Origin of the sequence: Moorena bouillonii PNG, assembly GCF_001942495.1 — a bacterium.
Classification (GTDB): Bacteria; Cyanobacteriota; Cyanobacteriia; order Cyanobacteriales; family Coleofasciculaceae; genus Moorena; species Moorena bouillonii.
In genome coordinates this window covers 3,037,090-3,060,169 of record NZ_MKZS01000001.1, presented here as the reverse complement: position 1 = coordinate 3,060,169, position 23,080 = coordinate 3,037,090, and the positions used below count along the sequence as shown (strand labels likewise).

Below are 23,080 nucleotides of genomic sequence, written 5' to 3'. Positions count from 1 at the left end.
TTCAATGTATCGAGAGAGTAATAATGAATAACTTAACGGAAAAATTAGCCTTTTCTGTGCCTATTACCAGAGATTGGTATCAACTAGCAGAAACCTTTAGTCGGGAACAGCACGAACCAGACAAAGCTCAAGACGTTTACCTAAATACATTAGCAGTTTATGCGGTAAATTTCTACTTACAGTGTCTGGAAGTAGAAACTGATTTACCAGCAAGTGATAGCAGCAATCCAGCCCTGCGATCGCTGATGAATGTATCCGACTTGATAGTTAAAGGTTGGGGGAAATTGGAATGTCGTCCTGTTTTACCTGGTGACCAAGTTTGTCACATCCCACCAGAAAGTCGCCAAGACCGAGTCGGTTATGTGGTGGTAGAAATTAATCAAGCAAGTAATCAAGCTAAACTGCTAGGATTTGCCAAAACTGCACTGGGAGGAAGCTTGGAGATTAGTAAAATCCAGTCTCTTGAGCAGTTAATTAACCAATTACCAGAGCAATTACCAGAGCCGGAGTCAAATGTGGTGAACTTACTGGAATGGTTTAAGGGTAATTTTCAAGTAGATTGGCAGTCGGTTACCGATTTGCTGTCTCCACAACTTAGACCAGCATTTAGAAATACCGAAGACCAGCAACAACGAGCTAAACCAATTGATTTATTTGATTTAGGGCTAGAATTAGCGGGTAATCCTGTCGTTTTAATTATTACTGTTGGAAAAATTGATAAGGAAACTGCCAGCGTTCGAGCCCAAGTTTATCCCAACGGTGAAGCACTAACCTTGCCTCCGAATTTGAAACTATCGGTACTGACTGCAACCGGTGATATTTTTACCGAAGTAACCGCCAGAAGTAATGATGAATTCATCCAATATCAGTTTAATGCCCAACAGGGAGATGACTTCGGAATTCAGGTTTCTTTAGGTGAAGCTAGTGTAACGGAAAGGTTTCAGGTTTGATCGAGAGAGATATAGCAATTATTATTTGGTTGAGGAGCTTTTTAAGGCAAAAGGCAAGAGGCAAAAGCGATGCAGCGCGGTCTTGGGGGTTTCCCCCATGAGCGACTGCATCAAGACGGCAAGAGGCAAGAGGTTTTTCAGGAAATCAGCCTTGCCCTTAATAAGGGGCACTTTTCCGACTCCCCCCTTTGTTAAGGGGGGCTGGGGGGGATCGACCATTGGGAATTTTGTTCAGGCTTTTGATCCCCCTAAATCCCCCTTAATAAGGGGGACTTTGCGGACTCCTGCTATTCTTGGAAACACTTAAAATTGTCAAAAATAGATCAATGAAGAGGCTGTTAACGTTAATATTAGACGGAGAAATTGAGCAGGGGTTTGATGCCACCCTGGAAATTCGGCAAGGGGATCTCCATTCTCCGTCCCAAACTCGGATTAAAGGGCGGTTGTCGGGGAATCGAGACTTACTCAACTGTTATCGCCATTGGCAGCAACGGTATCTGAGTTTGGAAATGCTATTTCGTGCTCTGAGTGCCAATGCCGAACAGGTGACCAATTCATCCCAGCGGGGTGAAGCCTTTGCGGCTTGTCGGCAAGGGGCTGAGGTTTTGGAAGAGAGTCTTAATCACTGGCTCAATACTGACCCAGAGTTTCGCTCGATTCGGGATAAGTTATTGCGCTCGGGGAAAAAATTTCAACTTCTGTTACAGACCAATAATCCCTGGCTGCGTCGGTTTCCCTGGCACCGCTGGGATTTACTGGCGGAAGCCCAGGCAGACGTTGCCCTGAGTGCCCTTGAATACGATTGTCCCAACCCCCTTAACCGGCAGACTACCCCCAAGGGCAAGGTCAGAATTCTGGCAATTTTGGGACAGGGTGCCGGTCTTGACCAGCAAGCAGATCAGCAGGCGTTGGAGGAGTTGGCGGGAAAGGCGGGGGCACAAATTACCTGGCGGCAGGAACCCCAGGCATCGGAGTTGAATCAGCAGTTATGGCAGCAGGGGTGGGATATTCTGTTTTTTGCTGGTCACAGTGGCACTTCCCAAGAGGGGCAGCGGGGGGAAATTCAACTCAATCAGACGGAACGGTTGACTATCGATGATCTGCGGTTTGCCTTGAAGAATGCGATTGCACGAGGCTTGCAGTTAGCTATTTTTAATTCCTGTGATGGTCTCGGCTTAGCCTACCAGTTGGCAGCACAGCAGGATTTGTATTTGCCCCAGGTGATTGTGATGGCAGAGAAAGTGCCAGACCCAGTATCACCCAAGTTTTTGCGGTATTTTCTGGAAGCTTACATCCGGGGTGAGTCTCTGTATAGCTCGGTGGCAGAAGCACGGGAAAAATTACATGGCTGGGAACAACAGTATCCCTGTGCCAGTTGGTTACCGGTGGTTTGCCAAAACCCTACCGTTCAACCCCCCACTTGGAAAGAATTACGCTATGGTCCGATCAACCAGTCTCCTTGGCAGTTACCCCGCACGGCTGTGATTGCCAGTTTTCTGGTTACCCTTGCCCTGATGGTGGTGCGGCCATTGGGGGTAATCCAACCCTGGGAGTTACAGGCTTATGACCAATTTATGCGCTGGCGACCCGACCAAGGGGTTGACCCGAGGCTGTTAGTGGTTGAAATAACTGAAGAGGATTTTCAGTATCAGGATGACCAGGGTATGAAGCGTAAGTGGTCCCTGTCTGATGCGGCTTTGGCTCAACTGTTGGATAAATTACAGGCTCATCACCCTCGTGCCATTGGCTTGGATATCTATCGGGATTTTCCGGTCAGTGACGAATATCAGGATTTGGCGGATCGCTTGCCAAGGATGGATAACTTTTTTGCTGTCTGTCAAGCTAGTAACCCCACTCGTAACTATGGTGGTATTGCCCCACCCCCAGAAGTGCCACCGGAACGTTTGGGCTTTACGGATGTGGTGATTGACTCCGATGGCGTACTGCGCCGTTATCTTTGGTATGCTACCTTTAACCGTGATTCCCCTTGTCAGACTGAGACGTCTCTAAGTTTGCAGTTAGCACTACATTACTTAGCTGCAGACGGGATTGACCCTAAGGTCACACTAGAAGATGAGGTGCAATTAGGGGAAACCACGTTAAGGTCGTTGCCTGGTTATGCTGGTAATTACTCCGCAACGAGTAATGCTGGCTATCAGATGCTACTGGATTATCGCACTCCTGGTGATATCGCCCAAAGGGTTACCCTAAAACAGATTCTAACGGATCAATTTGAACCGAGTTGGGTTAAAGACCGGGTAGTTTTGATTGGTGTTACTGCCCCTAGCGTTCAAGATGATTTTTCCACTCCTTTTACTCGGAATTCAAACCAGACTATAGAGATGCGTGGTGTATTTATTCATGCTCAGATGGTTAGTCAGATTCTGAGTGCGGTGAAAGATGGACAACAACCGTTGTGGATATGGTCCGAGTGGGGAGAGTTTTTGTGGATTTGGGCTTGGGGGAGTCTAGGGGGTTTCTTGGTGTTGGTCTGTAAACGACTCTTTCATTGGGTGGGAGTGGGTATCGCCAATCTGGTAATTTTATCTGGTGTTTGCTTTGTTGTCTTTATTCAAGGTTGGTGGATACCATTAATCCCTTCGGGTTTGGCTTTTGTGGCTACAGGGATGATTGTTGGTTACCAAAGGGCTGTATCGGTTAGTTGCTCGGTTTTGGGTAATTGACAAAATGTATTTGCTGATTTTGGGTATAATTTTCCTCCATAGCTCCCTATTTTGGGGGATACAAAACTCTAAAAGTATCCCCGGTGCGCTTACAGTTGTCACAGCAACGCTGAAAAAAATAATTCCAGTGTTTTGCATAATTTTCAAAACTAACACTGTTATATAAATAGGTTAATTTTTTCCAGCCTCAAAATGGCAGGTGGTTTAGATGGCTGGTTCCTTAGTTTCAGGGCATCTTGATTAAGAGCTTGATTAGATAGGTAATCTCTTAAGTAAATTAGGGATGTTTTGTATCATGAATCGTAATAAATTTCGTCTACAAAAGGTAATTATTGCTCTGACTCTGAGTTGGTTATTTAGTTTCGAATCTCACATAGTTAAAGCTATAGAGGCAATTGAACCCCTAACTAACTTGCTCAAGCAAGGGGAAAACACCTTAACCCCTATAGCTGAATTGCCAGTTCCAGTTAAATTAGAGCTTACTCTACCTCCTAAAGGAGCACCTGGTAAACGTAAAGGTGCAGGAAGTCGGAACGACTGTCCCTTTGAGGAATTTATTGCTTTAGTACCTGGTACTAATTTCGGCTTAACGACTAGTGAACGTCCTACCTTTTGGTTTTATGTGCCCTATTCCGATAACCGGAAACTCCAAGCAGAATTTCGGTTGCGGAATAAGGAACTTAAGGAGATCTACAAAGAAACGTTTACGCTCCAAAATACACCCGGAATAGTCAAGATAACTCTACCGGAAACGGTCTCAGGACTTGTTGTGGAAGATTTATATCATTGGCGTTTCTCTGTGATTTGCAATCCCACAGACCCATTAGATAATGATTTCGTTAGTGGTGGTGTTGAAAGAATCTCTATCACTGATGATTTGGAGCAGCAGTTAGAAGGCAAGAATCCCCGGGAGCGTATTGTTGTTTATGCCAAACAAGGGTTGTGGTTTGATGCCCTAACTAGTCTAGCTGAACTGCGTTTAGCTAATCCCCAGGATAAAACCCTGGCTCAGGATTGGGCAGATTTATTAGAGCAGGTGGGTTTGAAGGAAATTGACTCACAGCCTTTAGTTGATTGTTGCACAGTTGAGTAATAGTTTTGATTATTAACCTGATTTTTTTTGTTCACTATTCACTAGCATTTAAGCAGGTTTGTGATGAAACATTTCAAGAAATCAAAAAAGCTGATTCTTAGTTTTTTGGTGGCACTGTTTATTATTGTCAGTAATCAGCCCTTCCTGATCAATTCCATTAATGGCTCTGACTTTTTTGCCAAAAGAGCTTTTGCTCAAACAACAAGTGATACTTTCGGTTACAATGCTGCCTTTGAAGAAGAATGGAATAAAATTGGGCAGATGTCAACGGAAAAATTTGCCCAAAGGTATGATGCCAATGCTGATTATATTCAAGGAATTAGTTGGGATCCAACCACAGCTAAATACTGGGATTTATTCAATCGAGATCCAAAAAAGCACGAGAAACTCTACTACGATTTTCGACTGAACCAAGATGAACTTAGCGTTTTCAAGAAAAATGGATTTGTAGTCAGTGAGCGCCTCGGGACAAAGAGTTTTGGTAGGATGTTCTATCGCATCTATAGTAACGACTTACCTGTTTTTGTTTCCGCTGACTCCATTCTCCATGCCTGGCATATGTCCTACGATGCCATGCTCAAAGAACTAGAAGAAAAGGTTTTAGCTCCATCTCTAGAAAAAATACTTCAGGGTATGGCAGAAACTATCCCTGTGGCAGCAAAAGAATATGGTAATGGAGAACTAGAATCAAGTTTAAAGGATGTTGATTATTTCCTAGCTGTAGCTCGTTCCTTGCTTAAACCCAATTCTGCTAAACAGTCGAAAAATAAAAGACTACAAATAATTGTAGGGAAATCTAACAACGAAGCATCTCCAGAATCTGATCTAGCTGATGAACCCGTCAAGACTTACTTAAATCAAGATGAGCGTGTTGCTGAAACTATCAACTTTGTTAAAGCTCAACAATTACAGGGATTTAAGTTGTTTGGACGAGAGCGCCGGGTAGATTTTTCTCAATTTAAACCAAGGGGTCATTATGAAAATTCTGAAAGACTTAGGAAGTATTTCCAGGCAATGATGTGGTGTGGCAGAATTGACTTCCGTATTGCTGGTAAACCTGAAGAAGCCTCTCCACGAGAACTGGGGGCAGCGATTATTTTTCATGACCTTCTTAAAAAATCAGGGAATTTTGAGTTATGGCAGCGATTTGATGAAATTATCCAAACTTTTGTTGGTTGGACAGATTCTATGACTTTTGCTGAAATGGATGAACTTTTGGTACAAGCACAGATTAAATCTCCAGCAAATGTCAACAGTCTGTCAAGCCTAGAACAACTGCAAAATACTATCTTGGATGGAAAATTTGGTGTTCAAAATATCCGAGGTCATTACCACTTACTATTCAAGGAAGAAAAACCACAATTACCCAGATCATTCACAATATTAGGTCAAAAGTTTGTTTTGGATAGTTGGGTAATGTCTCAGGTAGTCGATGTTTCAAAAATTTGGGATGGTACTTTCATTAAACAGAATAGACCAACAGCTTTGGATGTAGCCTTTGCTGCATTGGATAACAATCAGGTTACTCCCAATCTCGTTGAGCGTATTACCAATCTTGAGAAGCAGCAGCCAAAAGTTGGTTTTAACTACCAAAATAACTTAGCAGCAGCCAAAAATGTAATCGAGCAACAAGACCCATCTGTTTGGAAAGACAACATTTACATGAATTGGCTGGCAACGTTGCGTGAACTTTCAGTACCTACCTCAAATTCCAAATATCCTGAAGCTATGCGAACTCAGCCTTGGGCCATGAAAACCCTCAACACCCAGTTAGCTTCATGGACGCAGTTGCGTCACGATACCATTCTCTACGCCAAACAAAGCTATGGTATTTTTTTGGCATGCGAATATCCGGCTGGTTTCGTTGAGCCAAGACCAGAATTCTGGGAACGTTTTGAGCAAATGGTAAGGCTAACAGCCCAACAGCTTAAAAAGACTCCCTTAGAATCCCAAGAAATTCAGACCAAACAGGTTAAATTTCTTGAACAATTTGCCCAAAAGTTGGGGATTCTCAAAGAGATTGCGTCAAAAGAACTTGCCCAGCAGCCCCTTACAAAAGTAGAAACCAAATTTCTCAAAGATATTGTTGAGATCATTCGACAAGGATCGGGCTCTCCCAAATACGAAGGGTGGTATCCTAGTCTATTCTATAGTGATCCTGAAGACTCAGTCGAATGGGATGCCTTGGTTGCAGATGTCCATACAAGTATAGGGGAACGAGAACCAGATATTGTCCTTCATGAGGGTGTAGGTGATGTAGATATGCTGATGATTGCAGTAGAAAATGGTGACGACCGCATGGTTTTTGCTGGTCCGGTTATGAGTCACTATGAATTTGAAGTTCCTAGCGTTATGCGGAAATCTGATTCTGAGTGGAAGCAAGACATACAGAACAAAAATATTCCCCCTCGTCCTGATTGGACAAAGGATTATCTCGTCTCACCTCTGTCAGTAAAGACAAGTATTGGTCAACAACCAAGGTACAAAGCTTTACAGCTACAGAAAGAAGCTTTGCAGTATTTGGATCAAGGTCAATTTCAAGAAGCCATGAGCAATTACGATCAAGTATTATCCCTTACCAGAGAACTTAAGGATACAGCATGGGAAGCCAAAATACTCTACTCAATGGCAGTAGAATACACAAATCGAGAGCAATATCAACAAGCATTAGAGTTATATCAGCAAGCTTTACCTCTTACTCAAAAAATAGGTGATCGTACTATTGAGTCTATAATTCTGAGCAATATGGGAAGGATTCATGCAGAACTGGCTCAGTATTCCCAAGCTCTGGAGTTTTTCGATAAATCTTCAGACGTCAGCCAACAAATTGGCAATCGTGTTACACAAGGACGTAGTATCAACAGCATCCAAGCAATTCAAAGCTCTTTAGAAGATAACAAAAAAGCACTAGAACTTTTCCAACAAGCTTTGGAAATTAATCGTAAAATTGGAGATAAAAGAGGAGAAATATTTAGCCTCACCAATATAGCATCAATTTACGGCGATCAGGGTGAGTATCAAAAAGCACTGAAATTGTATAACCAAGTCTTCGACATTAGTTTAAAAATTGGCGATTGCGAAGGAATAGCAGTTAGCCTTAATGACAGTGGCTTAATTTATTATGAACTGGGGGATAAAAAACAGGCACTAGAGTTATATCGTAAAGCTTTGGATTTTTGTGAAAAATATGGTTTTTACAGTGAGAAAGCGAAGACTATGTTGAACATTGGCAAAGCTTATAGTGGAATGGAACAGTTTCAAGAAGCTCTCCATTTCTATCAACAGGCGTTGGCAATTTTCCAAGAATTAAAACTTTCTGATGATCAAGCTAATGCTCTTGCTCATATCGGCAGTACTTTTATGAGCATGGGTAAGCTAAATAAAGCCAAAGCAACGCTTTATCAAGCTATTGATTTAATAGAGTCTGTGATCAGACCTAACAAAGATCTCCATAAAATATCAATGTTTGAAAACAAAGTATTTCCTTACAAGGCTCTACAATATGTACTCATTCAGCAAAATGAACGTGAAGAAGCTCTAGAAGTTTCAGAAAGAGGCCGGACAAGAGCTTTTGTGGAATTACTAGCGAAGCGGTTAGCTGTTAACTCAGAAGAAATTGCTGATTTCAAGCCAATATCCCTTAAACAAATTCGACAGATTGCTGTAGAACAAAATTCGACCCTAGTTGAATATTCTATTCTTCCCAGCAATAGTAAGGAATTTAAACTCTATAGTTGGGTCATTCTGCCCACAGGTAAGATTGAGTTTCGTGCCGTTGACCTCCCTCAAGAAACGTCCCTAGAAAAATTGGTAAGCAACGGATATTTCTGTATTCTTCAAGACGAATGTCGCAGCGGTGCCAATCAAACCCTACCGACTGTGGGTGATTGGGTAAAATTAAACGATGACCAGTTTGACCAACCCTGGCAAGTAGTCGATATTCAGCAAGACACTCTCAAACTCAGACTGGAGAATTGGGAAGAAGATACTACTATCCCACGTCCTATTACTGATGTAGTAGCGATTGTCAAAGCCTTCAACCGAAAAAGTCTACAACAACTCCATGAACTCCTCATTGAACCCATCGCCGACCTACTACCAAAAAATGAGAATGACCGAGTGATCTTCATCCCTCATCAACAACTATTTCTCGTTCCCTTTCCCGCTCTACAGGACAAGGATGGCAACTACCTAATTCAGAGACACACTATTCTAACTGCTCCATCCATTGAAGTTTTGGGTTTAACCCATAAAAAACGGAAACAGCTTCCCAATTCAGTCCAAGGTGCTGTAGTCGTAGGCAACCCCACCATGCCCAGGGTCACCACTAAACCAGGAGAAAAACCCGAACAATTACCTGAGTTACCCCATGCTCAGGAAGAAGCAATTAAGATTGCCGAACTCCTTAACACCCAAGCTCTTACTGGGAATCGCGCCACTAAAGCTGCTATTTTGCCTAAACTACTCCAAGCTCGAATTATTCATCTGGCTACTCACGGTCTATTAAGTGATTTTAAAGGACTCGGTATACCCGGAGCCATTGCCCTTGCCCCCTCCGGCACAGGAGAGATCAATGACGGTTTGCTCACCGCAGGTGAACTGTTACAGATGAAATTAAATGCTGAGTTAGTTGTCCTGAGTGCCTGTAAAACTGGACAAGGTGATATTACCAGTGATGGAGTTATCGGTCTATCTCGCTCATTAGTTGCTGCCGGAGTTCCCAGTATTATTGTTTCCTTGTGGTCAGTTCCCGATGCTCCCACGGCTGATTTGATGAAGGAGTTTTATCAAAATCTTAAGAGTACAGGGGATAAAGCGCAAGCCTTGCGCCAAGCGATGTTGACCATGATTCCGAAGTCAGGTAATCCGAAAGATTGGGCGGCATTTACGTTGATTGGTGAAGCTAATTGAGGCAACAAATTTTCGTGAGGCGATCGCACTTTCTTGGATTGAGATTAATGGAAATTCTGACTTTTGCGATCGCACTTGCATGGTTTTGCTATTCTACCACCGTTAAATAAATAGAATTCTGTTCTTTGAGTTGATTCCAAGTTGATATAGGGGTAATAACCATGAAGTCTTCTAGAATAGCCATTATTGCACTCCTCGGTATACTAGGTAGTTTCTCCCCACCGTTACTAGGTAATGTTTCAACCCTATTCCCAACTTATTCAGCACTAGCTCAAACTATAGAAAGCCGTAAAGCTGAAGCTGACAGATTTTTTAAGCAAGGTAGTAAGCAGTATAAAGTGAGTCAATTTCGGGAAGCATTGCAGTCTTGGCAGAGGGCACTCACTATTTATCGAGAAATAGACAATCGCCTTGGTCAGGCTATCTCTCTGAATAATCTCGGCCTCACTTACGAGACCCTGGGGGACTACCCAAAGGCCATTGAAAACTACCAGCAGAGTTTAACCATTGCACGAGCAATAGCCAATCGAAGAGCTGAGGCTAACTCTCTGAATGGTCTCGGCCTCACTTACCAAAACCTGGGGGACTACCCAAAGGCCATTGAATACCACCAGCAGAGTTTGGTTATCAAACGAGAAATAGGAGACCGTGAAGGTGAGGCGAAATCTCTCAATGGTCTCGGCCTTGCTTACCACAACCTGGGGGACTACCCAAAGGCCATTGAAAACCACCAGCAGAGTTTAACCATTGCACGAGAAATAGGAAATCGCAAAGGTGTGGCTAACTCACTGAACAATCTCGGTCTTGCTTACCACAACCTGGGGGACTACCCAAAGGCCATTGAAAACCACCAGCAGAGTTTAACCATTGCACGAGAAATAGGAAATCGCAAAGGTGTGGCTAACTTACTGAACAATCTCGGTCTTGCTTACCACAACCTGGGGGACTACCCAAAGGCCATTGAAAACCACCAGCAGAGTTTAGTTATCAAACGAGAAATAGGAAATCGCCAAGGTGTGGCTAACTCTCTGGGCAATCTCGGTCTTACTTACAACAACCTGGGGGACTACCCAAAGGCCATTGAAAACCTCCAGCAGAGTTTAACCATTGCACGAGAAATAGGCTATCGCAAAGGTGTGGCTAACTCACTGAACAATCTCGGTCTTGCTTACCACAACCTGGGGGACTACCCAAAGGCCATTGAAAACCACCAGCAGAGTTTAACCATTGCACGAGAAATAGGCGATCGCTCAGGTGAGGCTAACTCTCTGGGCAATCTCGGTGTTGCTTACAGAAACCTGGGGGACTACCCAAAGGCCATTGAAAACCTCCAGCAGAGTTTAAAGATTGCAGGAGAAATAGGCTATCGCCAAGGTGAGGCTACCTCTATGGGCAATCTCGGTAATGCTTACCTTTCCCTGGGGGACTACCCAAAAGCTATTGATTTTCACCACCAGCATTTGGCTATTGCAGGAGAAATAGGCGATCGCTCAGGTGAGGCTAACTCTCTGGGCAATCTCGGTCTTGTTTACCTTTTCCAGGGGGACTACCCAAAAGCTATTGATTTCTTCGAGCAAACTTTAACGATTGCACGAGCAATAGGATACCGGCAGGGGGAAGGAAACTTGCTCAATAACTTAGGATATGCTCTGTTTAAATCAGGTAATCTTAAACAAGCTGAAACCACCCTCACCAAAGCAATCGAGCTTAAGGAATCTCTACGACCAGGCTTGCCAGATAACCAGAAAATTACCCTATCCGAAGAGCAATCTAATACCTATCGCAACTTGCAGCAAGTTCTAATTGCTCAAAATAAAACGGATACTGCATTGGAAATTGCCGAGAGGGGACGTGCTCGTGCCTTGGCGGAATTACTGGCAAAGGGGTTATCCCCAAAACGAGATACTCCAATAACTAAGCCTAGCCTGGAGAAAATCAAACAGATTGCCCAGCAGCAGAAGGCTACACTAGTAGCATACTCTATGATTCCCGATGAAGGAATCTATGTTTGGGTGATCCAGCCTACAGGCACAATTGAATGGCGCTCGGTTCAACTGCCTCCAGATACCTCTCTCCAGCAGCTGCTTAAAAATGGATATGCTTGCCTTGCAGACCATGGTCAATGTCGCAGTAGTCAGTCTTCCCGGCAACCGTCCCAGGGTGATTGGGTCAAAATCAAGGATGACGATTTCCCAGACCCCTGGCAAGTAGTTGAAGTTAATGCTCAAGAAGGTACTTTACGACTCAAGTTACCAGGGTGGGAAGAAGGGGTAACAATCGAGCGCCCAATCACTGATGTTGTCAGGATTGTCGATTCCCCTAATATTGGTAAACCACACTTACAACAGCTTCATCAACTGTTGATTGAACCGATTGCAGACTTACTGCCCAAGGATGAAAATGCCCGTGTAGTCTTCATCCCTCACAGAGAACTGTTTTCTGTGCCTTTCCCAGCCCTGCAAGACCAGGAGGGAAAGTACTTGATAGAGAAACACACTATCCTCACTGCTCCTTCTATCCAAGTCTTGGACTTAACCCATCAGAAACGGAAAAACCTTGCTAATTCAGCCCAAACTGCCCTGGTAGTTGGTAATCCTACCATGCCCAAGGTACCACCAGCTGCTGGAGAAGAACCTGAACAATTAGGTTCTCTCGATGGTGCTGAACAGGAAGCTAAATACATTGCTTCTCAGTTAAAGGCTCAACCTCTATTGGGACAAGACGCTACCGAAGCCATAGTTAAACGCCAGATGCCCAAGGCCAGGTATATTCATTTTGCTACCCACGGGTTATTTGATCCCAAGCGTATTGGAGGTATTGGGAGTGCGATCGCCTTGGCTCCTTCTCCAGGAGAGGACGGACTACTGACTGCTGAAGAAATCTTTGCCATGAAACTCAGTGCGGAACTAGTAGTAGTCAGTGCCTGCGATACCGGAGTCGGTCACATCAACAGTGAGGGCGTTATTGGTTTATCTCGGTCTTTAGTTGCAGCCGGTGTTCCCAGTGTGATGGTCTCCTTGTGGTCAATTCCTGATGATAAAACCACAGAATTGATGACCGAGTTTTATCGGAATCTTAACCGCACAGGGGATAAAGCTCAAGCGTTGCGCCAAGCGATGTTGACCATGATTCCGAAGTCAGGTAATCCGAAAGATTGGGCGGCATTTACCTTGATTGGGGAGGCGCTTTGAGGGAATGGGGAATCGGGAATCGGGAATCGGGAGTCGGGAATAGGGAGTAGGGAGTAGGGAGTAGGGAGTAGGGAGTAGGGGAGAACTGTTATTGATAACTTTCTTTAACGTTTTGCATAAATAGTCAAAACAAGACTGATAAGTATTCTAGACAGGCAACAGAACTATTTTTGGAAAGACCTAAACCAACCTAGGTCTTTATTAATTTGTCATCTTGGGTGTAAACAGCTATATAGCTTCTAAGCATTTAGCAGTAAGCGGTAAGCCGTTAAGGCCAAAGCTGAGAGCTGTTCGCGTAGCGTGGGCGTAGCGCATATGCTTACCCCTGTGGGTGCATGTCAATTTTGTTAATCCCTGATTCAGATCCCCCTAAATCCCCCTTAATAAGGGGGACTTTTCCATCTAATTCCCCCCTTTTTTAAGGGGGGTTAGGGGGGATCTATTTACCTAATTACAAAGTTGACATGCTCCCAACCCTGTTGTCTATTTTCTGTTTTATATTCGCTGTTTCCTGATTAATTATGAAGCTTTTTAATAAATTAAGCAAGCTAATTATTGCTCCGATCATTGTATTGTCAATTCTGATGAGCAACCATACTTTCTTCGAAGATGGCATTGACAGTTCCAAACTTTTGGTCAACCCAGCTTCAGCAGAAGTGTCACCGGATGTTTTTGGTTACAACCCTACCTTCGATCAGGAATTAGATAAAATCCGACAGATTTCACCCCAGGAATTTGCTAAACGCTACGATGCCAAGGTTAAGTATCTAAAAAAAATTAGTTGGAATCCGACCAAGGCTAAATTTTGGAACTTGTTCAATCTTGCTCAGAAAAAGCATAATCAGAAGACCAATCGTGGAAATTATTCCCACTACAACTTTCGCCTCAATTCAGATGAACTGGCAGTATTCAAGAAACAAGGCTTTGTTGTCAGTGAGCGCATGGGGAGAAAGAGTTTCGCTCAATTATTCTACCAAATCTATAGCAGCGATTTACCAGTTTTTGTTTCCGCTGATGCCTTGCTTCATGCTTGGCATCGTTCTTATGACGCCATGTTAGAAGAACTAGAAGAAAGTTATCTTGCCACATCACTAGATGAAATTCTCACAGGAATGGCAGATAAAATCCCAGAAGCCAGTAATCAATATGGCGATGGTGTCCTTGACCTAAGTTTAATTGATGCCGACTACTTTCTAGCAGTCGCTCGTTCGTTATTGGCAGGAGAAACAGTTAAAACCAAATTAAATCAGGATGCCCGTGTGGCAGCAACCCTCAAAGCCATAGAAGGAGAGCAACTCCAGCAATTTGAGCTGTTTGGGCGTAAGCGCGAGATGGATTTTTCTCAATTCAAGGTACGTGGGCATTATGAGAACTCCGAGACTCTTAAGAAATATTTCCAGGCAGTAATGTGGTGCGGTAGAGTCGATCTACGGATTGCAGGTAAACCGGAAGAGGCTTCTTCACGGGAATTGGGTGCAGCCATAATCCTCAATGATCTGTTAAAACAATCTGGTAAGTTCGAGCAATGGCAACAGTTTGACCAAATGCTCCAGACCTTTGTCGGTCCAACTGATTCCATGACGTTTGCTCAACTAGCTGACCTATTAAAACAAGCTAAGATTAAATCTCCGACAGATATTAAAGATTTATCCACCTTAGAGCAGCTGCAAACTAAAATTTCAGCTAACAACCTAGGTTTTCAAAACATCAGGAGTCATGTTTACTTTAGTCCGGAAGACGATGATCAGATTAAAGATATAATACCTTACTCCTTTACAGTTATCGGTCAAAAGTTTATTTTGGATAGCTGGATGTTGAGCAAAGTAGTTTACGATGATATTATTTGGAATGGTGAGAAAGTTCAGCGCCGTGTACCAAGTGGATTAGATGTCGCATTCGCCACCCTAGGAAACACTCAAGTAGTACCAGAACTGGTTGATCGGATCACAAACCAGAATGGGCATGAGTTCCGAGATGGTCTCAACTATCAACACAACTTAGCGGCAGCCTTTAATGTAGTTGAAAAGCTAAATCCTTCTGCCTGGGAAGAAAACCTTTACATGAATTGGCTGGCAACCTTGCGGGAACTTTCAAAACCCACTACGGACTCCAAATACCCGGAAGCCATGCGTACCCGTGCCTGGGGGATGAAGACACTCAATACACAACTAGCGTCATGGACACAATTGCGCCACGACACCATCCTTTATGCCAAACAATCTTACACCGGTGGAACCTTATGCTACTATCCAGCCGGGTTTGTGGAGCCGAGACCGGAATTCTGGGAACGCTTTGAAAAAATGGCAGTGCTGGCAGGGCAGCTAATTGAAAACACTCCCTTTCCAGAGCGCTTCCGAAAGATTCAGCAAAAACAAACTAAATTCTTCAAAAATTTCAGCCAGCAGTTAACTATCCTCAAGGAAATAGCACTCAAGGAATTAGCACAACAGGAACTTACCGAAGCCCAAAGCAATTTCCTAGAAAAGGTTGTTGAGATTCAACGGTTTGCTTCAGGGGGTCCGACTTATAGCGGTTGGTATCCCAGCCTTTTCTATAAGAAACCTGAGGATTCTGATAAGTGGGATGCCATTGTTGCGGATGTACACACAGATGTACCTGAGCCAATGGTGGGAGATCCAGGCAGTGTACTTCACCAGGGGGTGGGTAATATCGATTTGTTGATGATTGCAGTGGACAATGGTAAAGACAAAATGGTCTTTGCTGGACCAGTGCTAAGCCATTATGAATTTGAGATGCCAGAAGTATCCCGTAAATCAGATTCTGAGTGGAAAAAAGATATCCAAACTGGCAAGCTTCCACCTCGCCCCAACTGGACAAAAAGCTATCTTGTAGTTGATTAATTATTGAATTAGTTCTCTCTTCCTGGGTAGTAGGGAGTCGGGAGTAGCGCTCAATCGATTTTCGTGAATTATTTTCCACTGTTACATGTTCCGAGATCCGCTATTCCCGATTTCTGAAATAAGTCTTGTTTGATTGCCATGAAATTTCCAAAAAGGTTTACTGATTAGTGGCTTAGTTTTGGGTAAATGAAAAAAGAAATACCACTGGTTTTCATAATTTACCCATCTAACACTGTTATATACATAGATAAATTTTTTCGAGCTTCAAACTTCCAGTATGCCCAAAGGGTTGTGGTTTGATGCCCTCAGCAACCTTGCTCAACTAGGTTTGGCTAATTCCTAGGATAAAACCCTCCCTCAGAATTGGCCATATTTATGACAACAGGTGGGTTGATAAAAAATTAATTCACAGCCCTTGCTTGATTATTGTACTGGGAAAAATTAACGAAGTAACGGGTGAATTTTTAACAGAAAAACCCCCGATTCCTTATTCTATTATTTTTTGTGTTATCGCCATGAAATTTCCAAAATTTCGATTAATTATCCTTCTGGCTTTATTAGGTAGTTTCTCCCCAACGTTACTATTTAATGATTCACTCCTATTACCAGCTTCTGCATCATTAGCTCAAACGTCACAAAGCCGTCAAGCTCAAGCTGACCAACTTGTTAGTCAAGGTTTTATGCAGCTTAAACTAAGGCAATTTCAGGAAGCATTGCAGTCTTGGCAGAAGGCACTGACTATTTATCGAGCAATAGGCGATAGGCCTAGTGAGGCGTCATCTCTCAATAATATCGGTCTTGTTTACATAGACCTAGGGGACTATCAAAAGAGCATTGATTCCCACCAGCAGAGTTTAGCTATTAGCCGCGAAATAGGCGATCTCAAAGGTCAGGCTAACTCTCTGAACAATATCAGTATTGCTTACAGAAAGCTAAAAAAGTACCCAAAGGCGATTGAAAACCTCCAGCAAAGTTTGGCTATTGCACGAGCAATCAAATACCGCTACGTTGAGATTGACTCCCTGGCCAATCTTGGTATTGTTTACGAAAATCTGGGGGACTACCGAAAAGCCATTGATTTTCACCAGCAGAGTTTAGCTATTGGCCGCGAAATAGGCGACCAGAAAAATCAGACTAAGTCTCTGACCAATCTCGGTATTGCTTACCAAAATCTAGGGGACTACCGAAAATCCATTGATTTTCACCAGCAGAGTTTAGCTATTAAGCGAGAAATAGGCGATCGCAGTGGTCAGGCTAAGTCTCTGAGCAATCTCGGTAATGCTTACCAAAATCTGGGGGATTACCGAAAAGCTATTAATTTCTACCAGCAGAGTTTAGCTATTGAGCGAGAAATAGGCGATCAGAAAAGTCAGGCTAAGTCTCTGAGCAATCTCGGCTTTTCTTACTATTTCCTGGGAAACTACCAAAAGGCCATTGAAAACTTCCAGCAGAGTTTAACCATTGCACAAGCAATAGGCGATCGCCTTGGTGAACTTCCTGCTATCGATGGTTTAGGTATTGCTTACAACAAACTACGGAACTACCCAAAAGCCATTGAAAACCTCCAGCAGAGTGTGATTATTTATCGAGAAATAGGCGATCGCCTTGGTGAGGCTAATTCTGTTTACAATCTCGGTAATGCTTACCGTATTGTGCGGGACTACCCAAAAGCAATTAAAAGCTACCAGCAGAGTGTGGTTATTTATAGACAAATACGCGATCGCAGCGGTGAGGCTGATTCTGTTTACAATCTCGGTAATATTTACTATTCCCTGGGGCAGTACCGAAAGGCCCTTGAAAACTTCCAGCAGAGTGTAGCTATTGCACGACAAATACGCGATCGCTCAGGTGAGGCTAGGTCTCTGAACAATCTTGGCATGGTTTACGGAAACCTCAAAGACTACCGAAAGGCCATTGAACACTTCGAGCAGAGTGTGGCTATTAAACGAGAAATAGGCGATCGCGTCGGTGAGGCTAACTCTCTCAACAATATCGCCATTACTTACCGTGCCTTGGGCGACTATTCAAAAGCGAATGATTTCCAGCAACAGAGTTTAGCTATCAAACGCGAAATAGACTTGTCAAGGTGAGGCCAACTCTATTGAACTAACAATATAGCAGTTCCTAAGCATATGCTTAGGAACTGCTATCAGCCAAAAGCCAACAGCTGAAGCTGACTTGGATTAAATATAGAAGTTGGGAAAGTGTATAATACAGATCTACAGTTGATGCAGTGGTCAAAAAACAGATATGTATGTCTTTGATACTAATATTTTTGTCGCTGCATTACGTTCTCGACGAGGTGCTAGCTTTTTAATTTTGAAAGCCATTCGTCAAGGATTAATTGTAGGTGGAGTTTCTGAAGCATTGTTTCTAGAATATGCTGAAGTTTTAAAGCGAGATGAAAACCTACAGAATTTTTGGACGACATCAGAAGATGTTGACGTGATTCTGGGTGTGCTTGCAGATGTATTCAGACCCATCAAAATTTATTGGAAGTGGCGACCTCAGTTAAGTGATCCAGATGATGAAATGGTTTTGGAATGTGCAATTAATGCTCAAGCCCAAGCTATTGTCACTTTTAATGTACAAGATTTTTGGCCAGCTGCCCAATATTTCGGGATTGAAGTTATTCGACCAGGAGAGTTGGTTCACTCTCTCAATTTACAGGAGCAAGTTAGCGAATGAGTTATTATCCGTTACAATTACCTGAGACATTGTTGAAGGAAATTCAACGTCTTGCTGAAGAAAATCAAGTTTCTATCGAGCAGTGGTTAGTGAGTGCTGTTACCGAAAAAATGGAAGCTCAGAAAGTTGTACGACTATTGCAGAGTTATGCGGAAAAAGCTGATTACAACCGTTTTGATCAAATATTAGCATCAGTGCCAGATACAGAACCGATAGCAGGTGATGAGTTGCTATAGAACCCCTAAGGCGATCGCGTAGCGTGGCCTACGGCCAATCGCTGTTTAGTAGGCATTGCTTAATAATTGAATGATTTTAAGAGTGAGGTAGAATGGGCATCTTGGTGGAACTGGCATCTTGCCAGTTTCAATATATTTTTGCGCGGGCAGGATGCCCACTCTACTTTCATGCTTATGTTCGCGCGGGCAGGATGCCCACTCTACTTTCATGCTTATGTTCGCGCGGGCAGGATGCCCACTCTACTTTCATGCTTATGTTCGCGCGGGCAGGATGCCCACTCTACTTTCATGCTTATGTTCGCGCGGGCAGGATGCCCACTCTACTTTCATGCTTATGTTCGCGCGGGCAGGATGCCCACTCTACTTTCATGCTTATGTTCGCGCGGGCAGGATGCCCACTCTACTTTCATGCTTATTTTCGCGCGGGCAGGATGCCCACTCTACTGCTATTCATCCGAAGATTCAGCAACGCTTTCTAGTCATCTATTTGAAGCTGACCGCTGACCACTGACCGCTGACCGCTGATGTATAAATTACATATCATACCCAAACAAATTCGGGTCAACATCCTTCAAATCCAAATCCCCTAACCCATATTCAGCCCAACGTCTATCTACCATCGCTGCTACATCCCCATCTGACTCCAAAGTTGCGCCCCATTCATGTTCGGTTTCCGGTGGAATCTTAGTAGTAGCATCAATACCCATCCGTCCCCCTAAGCCAATCTTTTCGCTGGCAAAATCCAAACTATCAAAGGGAGTATTAGGCAAAATAAAGACATCCCGCACCGGGTCAACTTTAGAACTAATCGCCCACACCACTTGACGGGGGTCCCGAATATTAATAGTCTCATCCACCACAATCACAAACTTGGTGTAAGTAAATTGAGGCAACGCACTCCAAAACGCCAAAGCAGCCCGTCGCGCTTGTCCTGGATAGGCTTTCTTAATCGAAATAATGGCCGCTTTGTAACTCAGAGCTTCCATGGGCAAGAAGAAATCCACAATTTCTGAGACTTGTTGCCGCAGGATCGGGGTATAAATCCGATTGAGTGCGATCGCCATCATGGCTTCTTCTTTGGGTGGACGCCCACTAAAGGTAGTTAAATAAATCGGATCCTTGCGGTGAGTCATACAGTGGAAGCGAATCAACGGGGAATCCTCCACTCCACCGTAATAGCCCATGTGGTCACCAAAGGGACCATCTGGCAACATTTCCCCTGGAGTAATGGTGCCTTCCAGGACAAACTCAGAATCCGCCGGTACTTCTAAATCTAAGGTTTTACATTTAGCTAGGTTAACCCCAGACCCACCATAGAGTCCAGCAAAGAGCCATTCCGACAGGTCAACCGGTATGGGAGTAGCAGCAGCCAGAATAATCAGGGGGTCAACACCGAGTGCGATCGCAATTTCTAATTTCTTTCCTCTCTCCACCGCCTTGCGCAAATGTCGTGCTCCACCCCTGACCGAGAGCCAATGCACCGTCATCGTAGTCTTAGACTGCAGTTGTAGCCGATAAACCCCCACATTAGGAATACCAGTCTCACAATCTTTGGTAATCACCAATCCTAAGGTAATAATCTTGCCAGCATCACCGGGATAAGGGCGAATCAGGGGTAATGTATTCAAATCCAAATCATTTTCCTGGATCACCACCTGGTGACAAGGAGGGAAAAAGTCTCGCCCTGGTTTAGCTTTGACCACATCAAACAAAATTTTGCCAAATTCCACCGCCTGGGAAATCTTCTTAGGTGGCTTTGGTTGTTGCAGCATCCCTAGCTTCTTGCCCAGAGTTTCCAAATCTTCCGGGGTTGACCGATTCATCGCCCAGCAAACCCGTTCTTCTGTTCCCATTAAATTAATCGCAACCGGAAAGGATGACCCTTTTACATTCTCAAACAGCAAGCCAGGTCCACCCGCTTGTAGCATCCGGTTTGATATCTCAGCAATTTCCAAATCTGGGTCAACTAAAGCCTTAATCCGCCGCAATTGTCCCTTCTGTTCTAGCTCTTGGATAAATCCCCTTAGGTCTCTGGCCATGATTACAATTTGTAAAGCTGAGTTACTCTTACTATACCAGTTCACAATTGGCTGAGGGAGTTTAGTCTTGGGTTAATTGGGAGTAGGGAGTAGGGAGTAGGGAGTAGGGAGCAGGGAGCAGGGAGTAGGGAACAGGGAACAGGGAACAGGGGAAAAATTCTGTATACCTGATTACTCAACAGAAGCGATGCAGCGCGGTCTTGGGGGTTTCCCCCATGAGCGACTGCATCAAGACAGCGCTATAATAGCAAATTTAACCCCGTCAACAAACCAAGTGATCGGAAAATATTTCCGTTATCAAGGATTCTGACTCCTGGCTTCTGGCTCGAAGCTCCTTCAATCTACCAGCACTTGAGTTCTATGGAACTCGCATTTTTCCACTACCCACTGCTGATCCTTGAGGGATCCGTGTAGGAATTGTGGGAATTTTTGTTCCGTACTCCCTACTCCCTACTCCCTACTCCCTACTCCCTACTCTCTTTGCTATTTCACATATACTGGGTTCATAGATCTGCTTTTGTATTCTGCCCAAAATTACTCACCCTCTCTACCAGAAACCATTCGTGAATGACTCTGCCGCGATCAACGAAATTAGCCTTTACCTCTACCAAGCCATCCTTGAGCTTCAGCAGCAGCAGTCCGAATTACTCAAGGAAAAATACCGAAAAATCGCTTGGGATAAGCCCCGTCATCAATCTGCTTTCCTGGCCAATTTGAAATCAGAACTCAGCCAAGAGCAAGATTGGCCCCGACGAATTATCAAAGTCAGGAAATTACTGCAAGTTCTGTTCATTCCTAGTTATTTCAACTCCCCCAGCTTTAGAGAACTGACCCAAAAACTTCGTCACTCTATCGGACCCAAGCCAGGGAATAATTCCCATAACTTAGCTGTCTCTACTAATAATAAAACCCCAACATGGGTTTCCCCTTTGCCAAAGCTAGAGACAGGAATTGCAATCTTACTCCTAGATGCCGAAAATTTACGGCTCAATACTGAAACCGAAAAGTTCCTAGCTCAAATTTCTTCCTACCCGGTTCAAATCAAGATTGCTTTTGCCAATTGGCGTGCTATGGGTAAGTATGACACTGAACTTCATACTCGTGGCTATGAGCTAATTCACGTCCCACCAGGAAAGGACAGCGCTGATTTCAAGATGGCTAGCGTTGGGTCTTCTATCTTTGTCCATTACCCAACCGCCAAGGAAGTCTTAGTCTGTTCCTCTGATGGGGTAATGACTCATCTTTGCACCACCCTACAAACCCATGGACTAACAGTCTATTTGGTGCGTAAGCAAAACGATAAGATCATTGTTTTAAATAACAAGACTCGTGAAACTCAAGCCCATTCTCTGGTTTCTGTACCAGAAATTCCCACCCTTGAGGAATTTATTAATCAACTCAAAGACATCCTCAAAGCTGAACAAAAACGCACTTCCAATGCTTGGATAAACCTGTCTAGACTATCTTATCTATTTGAGGCTAAGTATCAGCTTACCCTCAATCAAGTTGTGTCTCTGCGCTTGCCTGGAAAACTAACAACCGATATTTTTAGTGATTACCCTAAGGAGTTTGTGACTCATCACATACCTGGGACTTCAAATTTTTATATAACTCTATTTGACAAGCCAATTTCTTTCATTAAAAAGACCTCTTCTTTGAAGACTATTCAGTTAAAACCTACTGTTAAGCCTTTATCTAAAATTGAATCTAAATCAGATTTGGAAGAGATACTAGTTAAACTACTCAAGGATTTGAAGACAAACTATAAAGAACCTTATGTTCCGATCGCTCATATAGCTACTGAATTTAAAAAACAATACTCTCGACCCATTACTCAGTTGATGAGAGACTTAAATTTAAAAGGTACATTCCCAAAATTTTTGCAATCCTTGGGAGCGTTTAAACTGAAGAAAGTTGGTAAAGCTTATCAAGTTGCTTTAAGGTTAGACGGGTTGAATGCACTCGTGATTGAACAGTAGAATTCGCGGCAATTGTCAGGCAATAGGGAATAGGGAATTAGGAATCGGGAATCGGGAGTCGGGAATCGGGAGTCGGGAATCGGGAGTTGGGAATCGGTAAAAAATCCGGCATTGCTGAATCTTCGGATCAATATGAATGAGTGGGGTGGGCATCCTGCCTGCCCCACAAGATCAGTATCTTCGGATCAATATGAATAAGTGGGGTGGGCATCCTGCCTGCCTGGGAATATTTATAACCGGCAAGATGCCGGTTCCACACCTGATGCCCGTTCCACGGCTGATGCCCGGGTAGGTTTTTAACTTTGGTGGGAGTACGTACTTTCATTGCCTAAAAACTCCAACAGGACTTACGCATTTGCCCCCTAAATCCCCCGAGCGAGCAATCCCTCGCTCGGGGGACTTTGACATCTTTACCCCCCAGAATTGGGGGGCTAGGGGGGCGAAATCA

At 43.8% G+C, this 23,080-nt stretch carries 15 protein-coding genes; 12 read left to right on the top strand and 3 right to left on the bottom strand.

Annotated features, from left to right (window positions below):
• The first annotated feature begins 23 nt into the window (after nucleotides 1–23).
• From BJP37_RS12520 to BJP37_RS12475, 10 genes are all read left to right on the top strand, one after another.
• Nucleotides 24–950: a DUF1822 family protein gene (locus BJP37_RS12520; protein WP_075899190.1), complete on the top strand. Its 927-nt coding sequence runs from the start codon at nucleotides 24–26 to the stop codon at nucleotides 948–950.
• A 69-nt stretch (nucleotides 951–1,019) separates the two neighbouring features.
• On the top strand, nucleotides 1,020–1,145 hold the full coding sequence (locus BJP37_RS43525; RefSeq protein ID WP_269086996.1) for a hypothetical protein: 126 nt from the start codon (nucleotides 1,020–1,022) through the stop codon (nucleotides 1,143–1,145).
• Between the two features lie 131 nt (nucleotides 1,146–1,276).
• Nucleotides 1,277–3,634: a CHASE2 domain-containing protein gene (locus BJP37_RS12510; RefSeq protein WP_075899186.1), complete on the top strand. Its 2,358-nt coding sequence runs from the start codon at nucleotides 1,277–1,279 to the stop codon at nucleotides 3,632–3,634.
• Nucleotides 3,635–3,929: 295 nt separating this feature from the next.
• The gene (locus tag BJP37_RS12505) at nucleotides 3,930–4,727 is read left to right on the top strand and encodes a DUF928 domain-containing protein (RefSeq protein ID WP_075899184.1); all 798 of its coding nucleotides are present in this window, start codon (nucleotides 3,930–3,932) and stop codon (nucleotides 4,725–4,727) included.
• 63 nt (nucleotides 4,728–4,790) lie between these two features.
• Nucleotides 4,791–9,638 carry a DUF3160 domain-containing protein gene (locus BJP37_RS12500; protein ID WP_075899182.1) on the top strand — a complete coding sequence of 1,616 codons (4,848 nt, stop codon included), beginning with the start codon at nucleotides 4,791–4,793 and terminating at the stop codon, nucleotides 9,636–9,638.
• A gap of 161 nt (nucleotides 9,639–9,799) precedes the next feature.
• Entirely contained in the window at nucleotides 9,800–12,829 is a 3,030-nt protein-coding gene (locus BJP37_RS12495) for a CHAT domain-containing tetratricopeptide repeat protein (RefSeq protein WP_075899180.1), read from the top strand.
• Nucleotides 12,830–13,350: 521 nt separating this feature from the next.
• Nucleotides 13,351–15,690 (top strand): DUF3160 domain-containing protein, encoded by a 2,340-nt coding sequence (locus BJP37_RS12490; protein WP_081431158.1) that lies wholly within the window; start codon nucleotides 13,351–13,353, stop codon nucleotides 15,688–15,690.
• A gap of 515 nt (nucleotides 15,691–16,205) precedes the next feature.
• Nucleotides 16,206–17,780: a tetratricopeptide repeat protein gene (locus tag BJP37_RS12485; RefSeq protein WP_143727588.1), complete on the top strand. Its 1,575-nt coding sequence runs from the start codon at nucleotides 16,206–16,208 to the stop codon at nucleotides 17,778–17,780.
• A gap of 160 nt (nucleotides 17,781–17,940) precedes the next feature.
• Nucleotides 17,941–18,378: a putative toxin-antitoxin system toxin component, PIN family gene (locus BJP37_RS12480; RefSeq protein ID WP_075899174.1), complete on the top strand. Its 438-nt coding sequence runs from the start codon at nucleotides 17,941–17,943 to the stop codon at nucleotides 18,376–18,378.
• Entirely contained in the window at nucleotides 18,375–18,614 is a 240-nt protein-coding gene (locus BJP37_RS12475) for a CopG family transcriptional regulator (protein ID WP_075899172.1), read from the top strand. Before BJP37_RS12480 ends, BJP37_RS12475 begins: the two co-directional genes overlap by 4 nt.
• 533 nt (nucleotides 18,615–19,147) lie before the next feature.
• Here the strand turns inward: BJP37_RS12475 and BJP37_RS12470 are convergent.
• Nucleotides 19,148–20,653, bottom strand: a complete 1,506-nt coding sequence (locus tag BJP37_RS12470) for a UbiD family decarboxylase (RefSeq protein WP_075899170.1) — start codon at nucleotides 20,651–20,653, stop codon at nucleotides 19,148–19,150.
• Nucleotides 20,654–20,694: 41 nt separating this feature from the next.
• Complete coding sequence (locus BJP37_RS39075) at nucleotides 20,695–20,832, bottom strand: hypothetical protein (RefSeq protein ID WP_158069556.1); 138 nt, start codon at nucleotides 20,830–20,832, stop codon at nucleotides 20,695–20,697.
• 8 nt (nucleotides 20,833–20,840) lie between these two features.
• Here BJP37_RS39075 and BJP37_RS43520 point away from each other — a divergent pair, with 8 nt between their 5' ends.
• Nucleotides 20,841–20,963 carry a hypothetical protein gene (locus BJP37_RS43520; protein WP_269086995.1) on the top strand — a complete coding sequence of 41 codons (123 nt, stop codon included), beginning with the start codon at nucleotides 20,841–20,843 and terminating at the stop codon, nucleotides 20,961–20,963.
• 253 nt (nucleotides 20,964–21,216) lie between these two features.
• Complete coding sequence (locus BJP37_RS12465) at nucleotides 21,217–22,632, top strand: NYN domain-containing protein (protein WP_075899168.1); 1,416 nt, start codon at nucleotides 21,217–21,219, stop codon at nucleotides 22,630–22,632.
• A gap of 15 nt (nucleotides 22,633–22,647) precedes the next feature.
• Here the strand turns inward: BJP37_RS12465 and BJP37_RS39070 are convergent, their stop codons facing one another.
• Nucleotides 22,648–22,785 (bottom strand): hypothetical protein, encoded by a 138-nt coding sequence (locus tag BJP37_RS39070; RefSeq protein WP_158069555.1) that lies wholly within the window; start codon nucleotides 22,783–22,785, stop codon nucleotides 22,648–22,650.
• Nucleotides 22,786–23,080 lie beyond the last annotated feature (295 nt).

Coding starts and splice junctions, on each gene's coding strand:
- BJP37_RS43520 (WP_269086995.1), top strand. CDS start 20,841: ATGCAGCGCGGTCTTGGGGGTTTCCCCCATGAGCGACTGCATCAAGAC.
- BJP37_RS12490 (WP_081431158.1), top strand. CDS start 13,351: ATGAAGCTTTTTAATAAATTAAGCAAGCTAATTATTGCTCCGATCATT.
- BJP37_RS12480 (WP_075899174.1), top strand. CDS start 17,941: ATGTATGTCTTTGATACTAATATTTTTGTCGCTGCATTACGTTCTCGA.
- BJP37_RS43525 (WP_269086996.1), top strand. CDS start 1,020: ATGCAGCGCGGTCTTGGGGGTTTCCCCCATGAGCGACTGCATCAAGAC.
- BJP37_RS12520 (WP_075899190.1), top strand. CDS start 24: ATGAATAACTTAACGGAAAAATTAGCCTTTTCTGTGCCTATTACCAGA.
- BJP37_RS12470 (WP_075899170.1), bottom strand. CDS start 20,653: ATGGCCAGAGACCTAAGGGGATTTATCCAAGAGCTAGAACAGAAGGGA.
- BJP37_RS12495 (WP_075899180.1), top strand. CDS start 9,800: ATGAAGTCTTCTAGAATAGCCATTATTGCACTCCTCGGTATACTAGGT.
- BJP37_RS12475 (WP_075899172.1), top strand. CDS start 18,375: ATGAGTTATTATCCGTTACAATTACCTGAGACATTGTTGAAGGAAATT.
- BJP37_RS12485 (WP_143727588.1), top strand. CDS start 16,206: ATGAAATTTCCAAAATTTCGATTAATTATCCTTCTGGCTTTATTAGGT.
- BJP37_RS12505 (WP_075899184.1), top strand. CDS start 3,930: ATGAATCGTAATAAATTTCGTCTACAAAAGGTAATTATTGCTCTGACT.
- BJP37_RS12500 (WP_075899182.1), top strand. CDS start 4,791: ATGAAACATTTCAAGAAATCAAAAAAGCTGATTCTTAGTTTTTTGGTG.
- BJP37_RS39070 (WP_158069555.1), bottom strand. CDS start 22,785: ATGCCCACCCCACTCATTCATATTGATCCGAAGATTCAGCAATGCCGG.
- BJP37_RS12510 (WP_075899186.1), top strand. CDS start 1,277: ATGAAGAGGCTGTTAACGTTAATATTAGACGGAGAAATTGAGCAGGGG.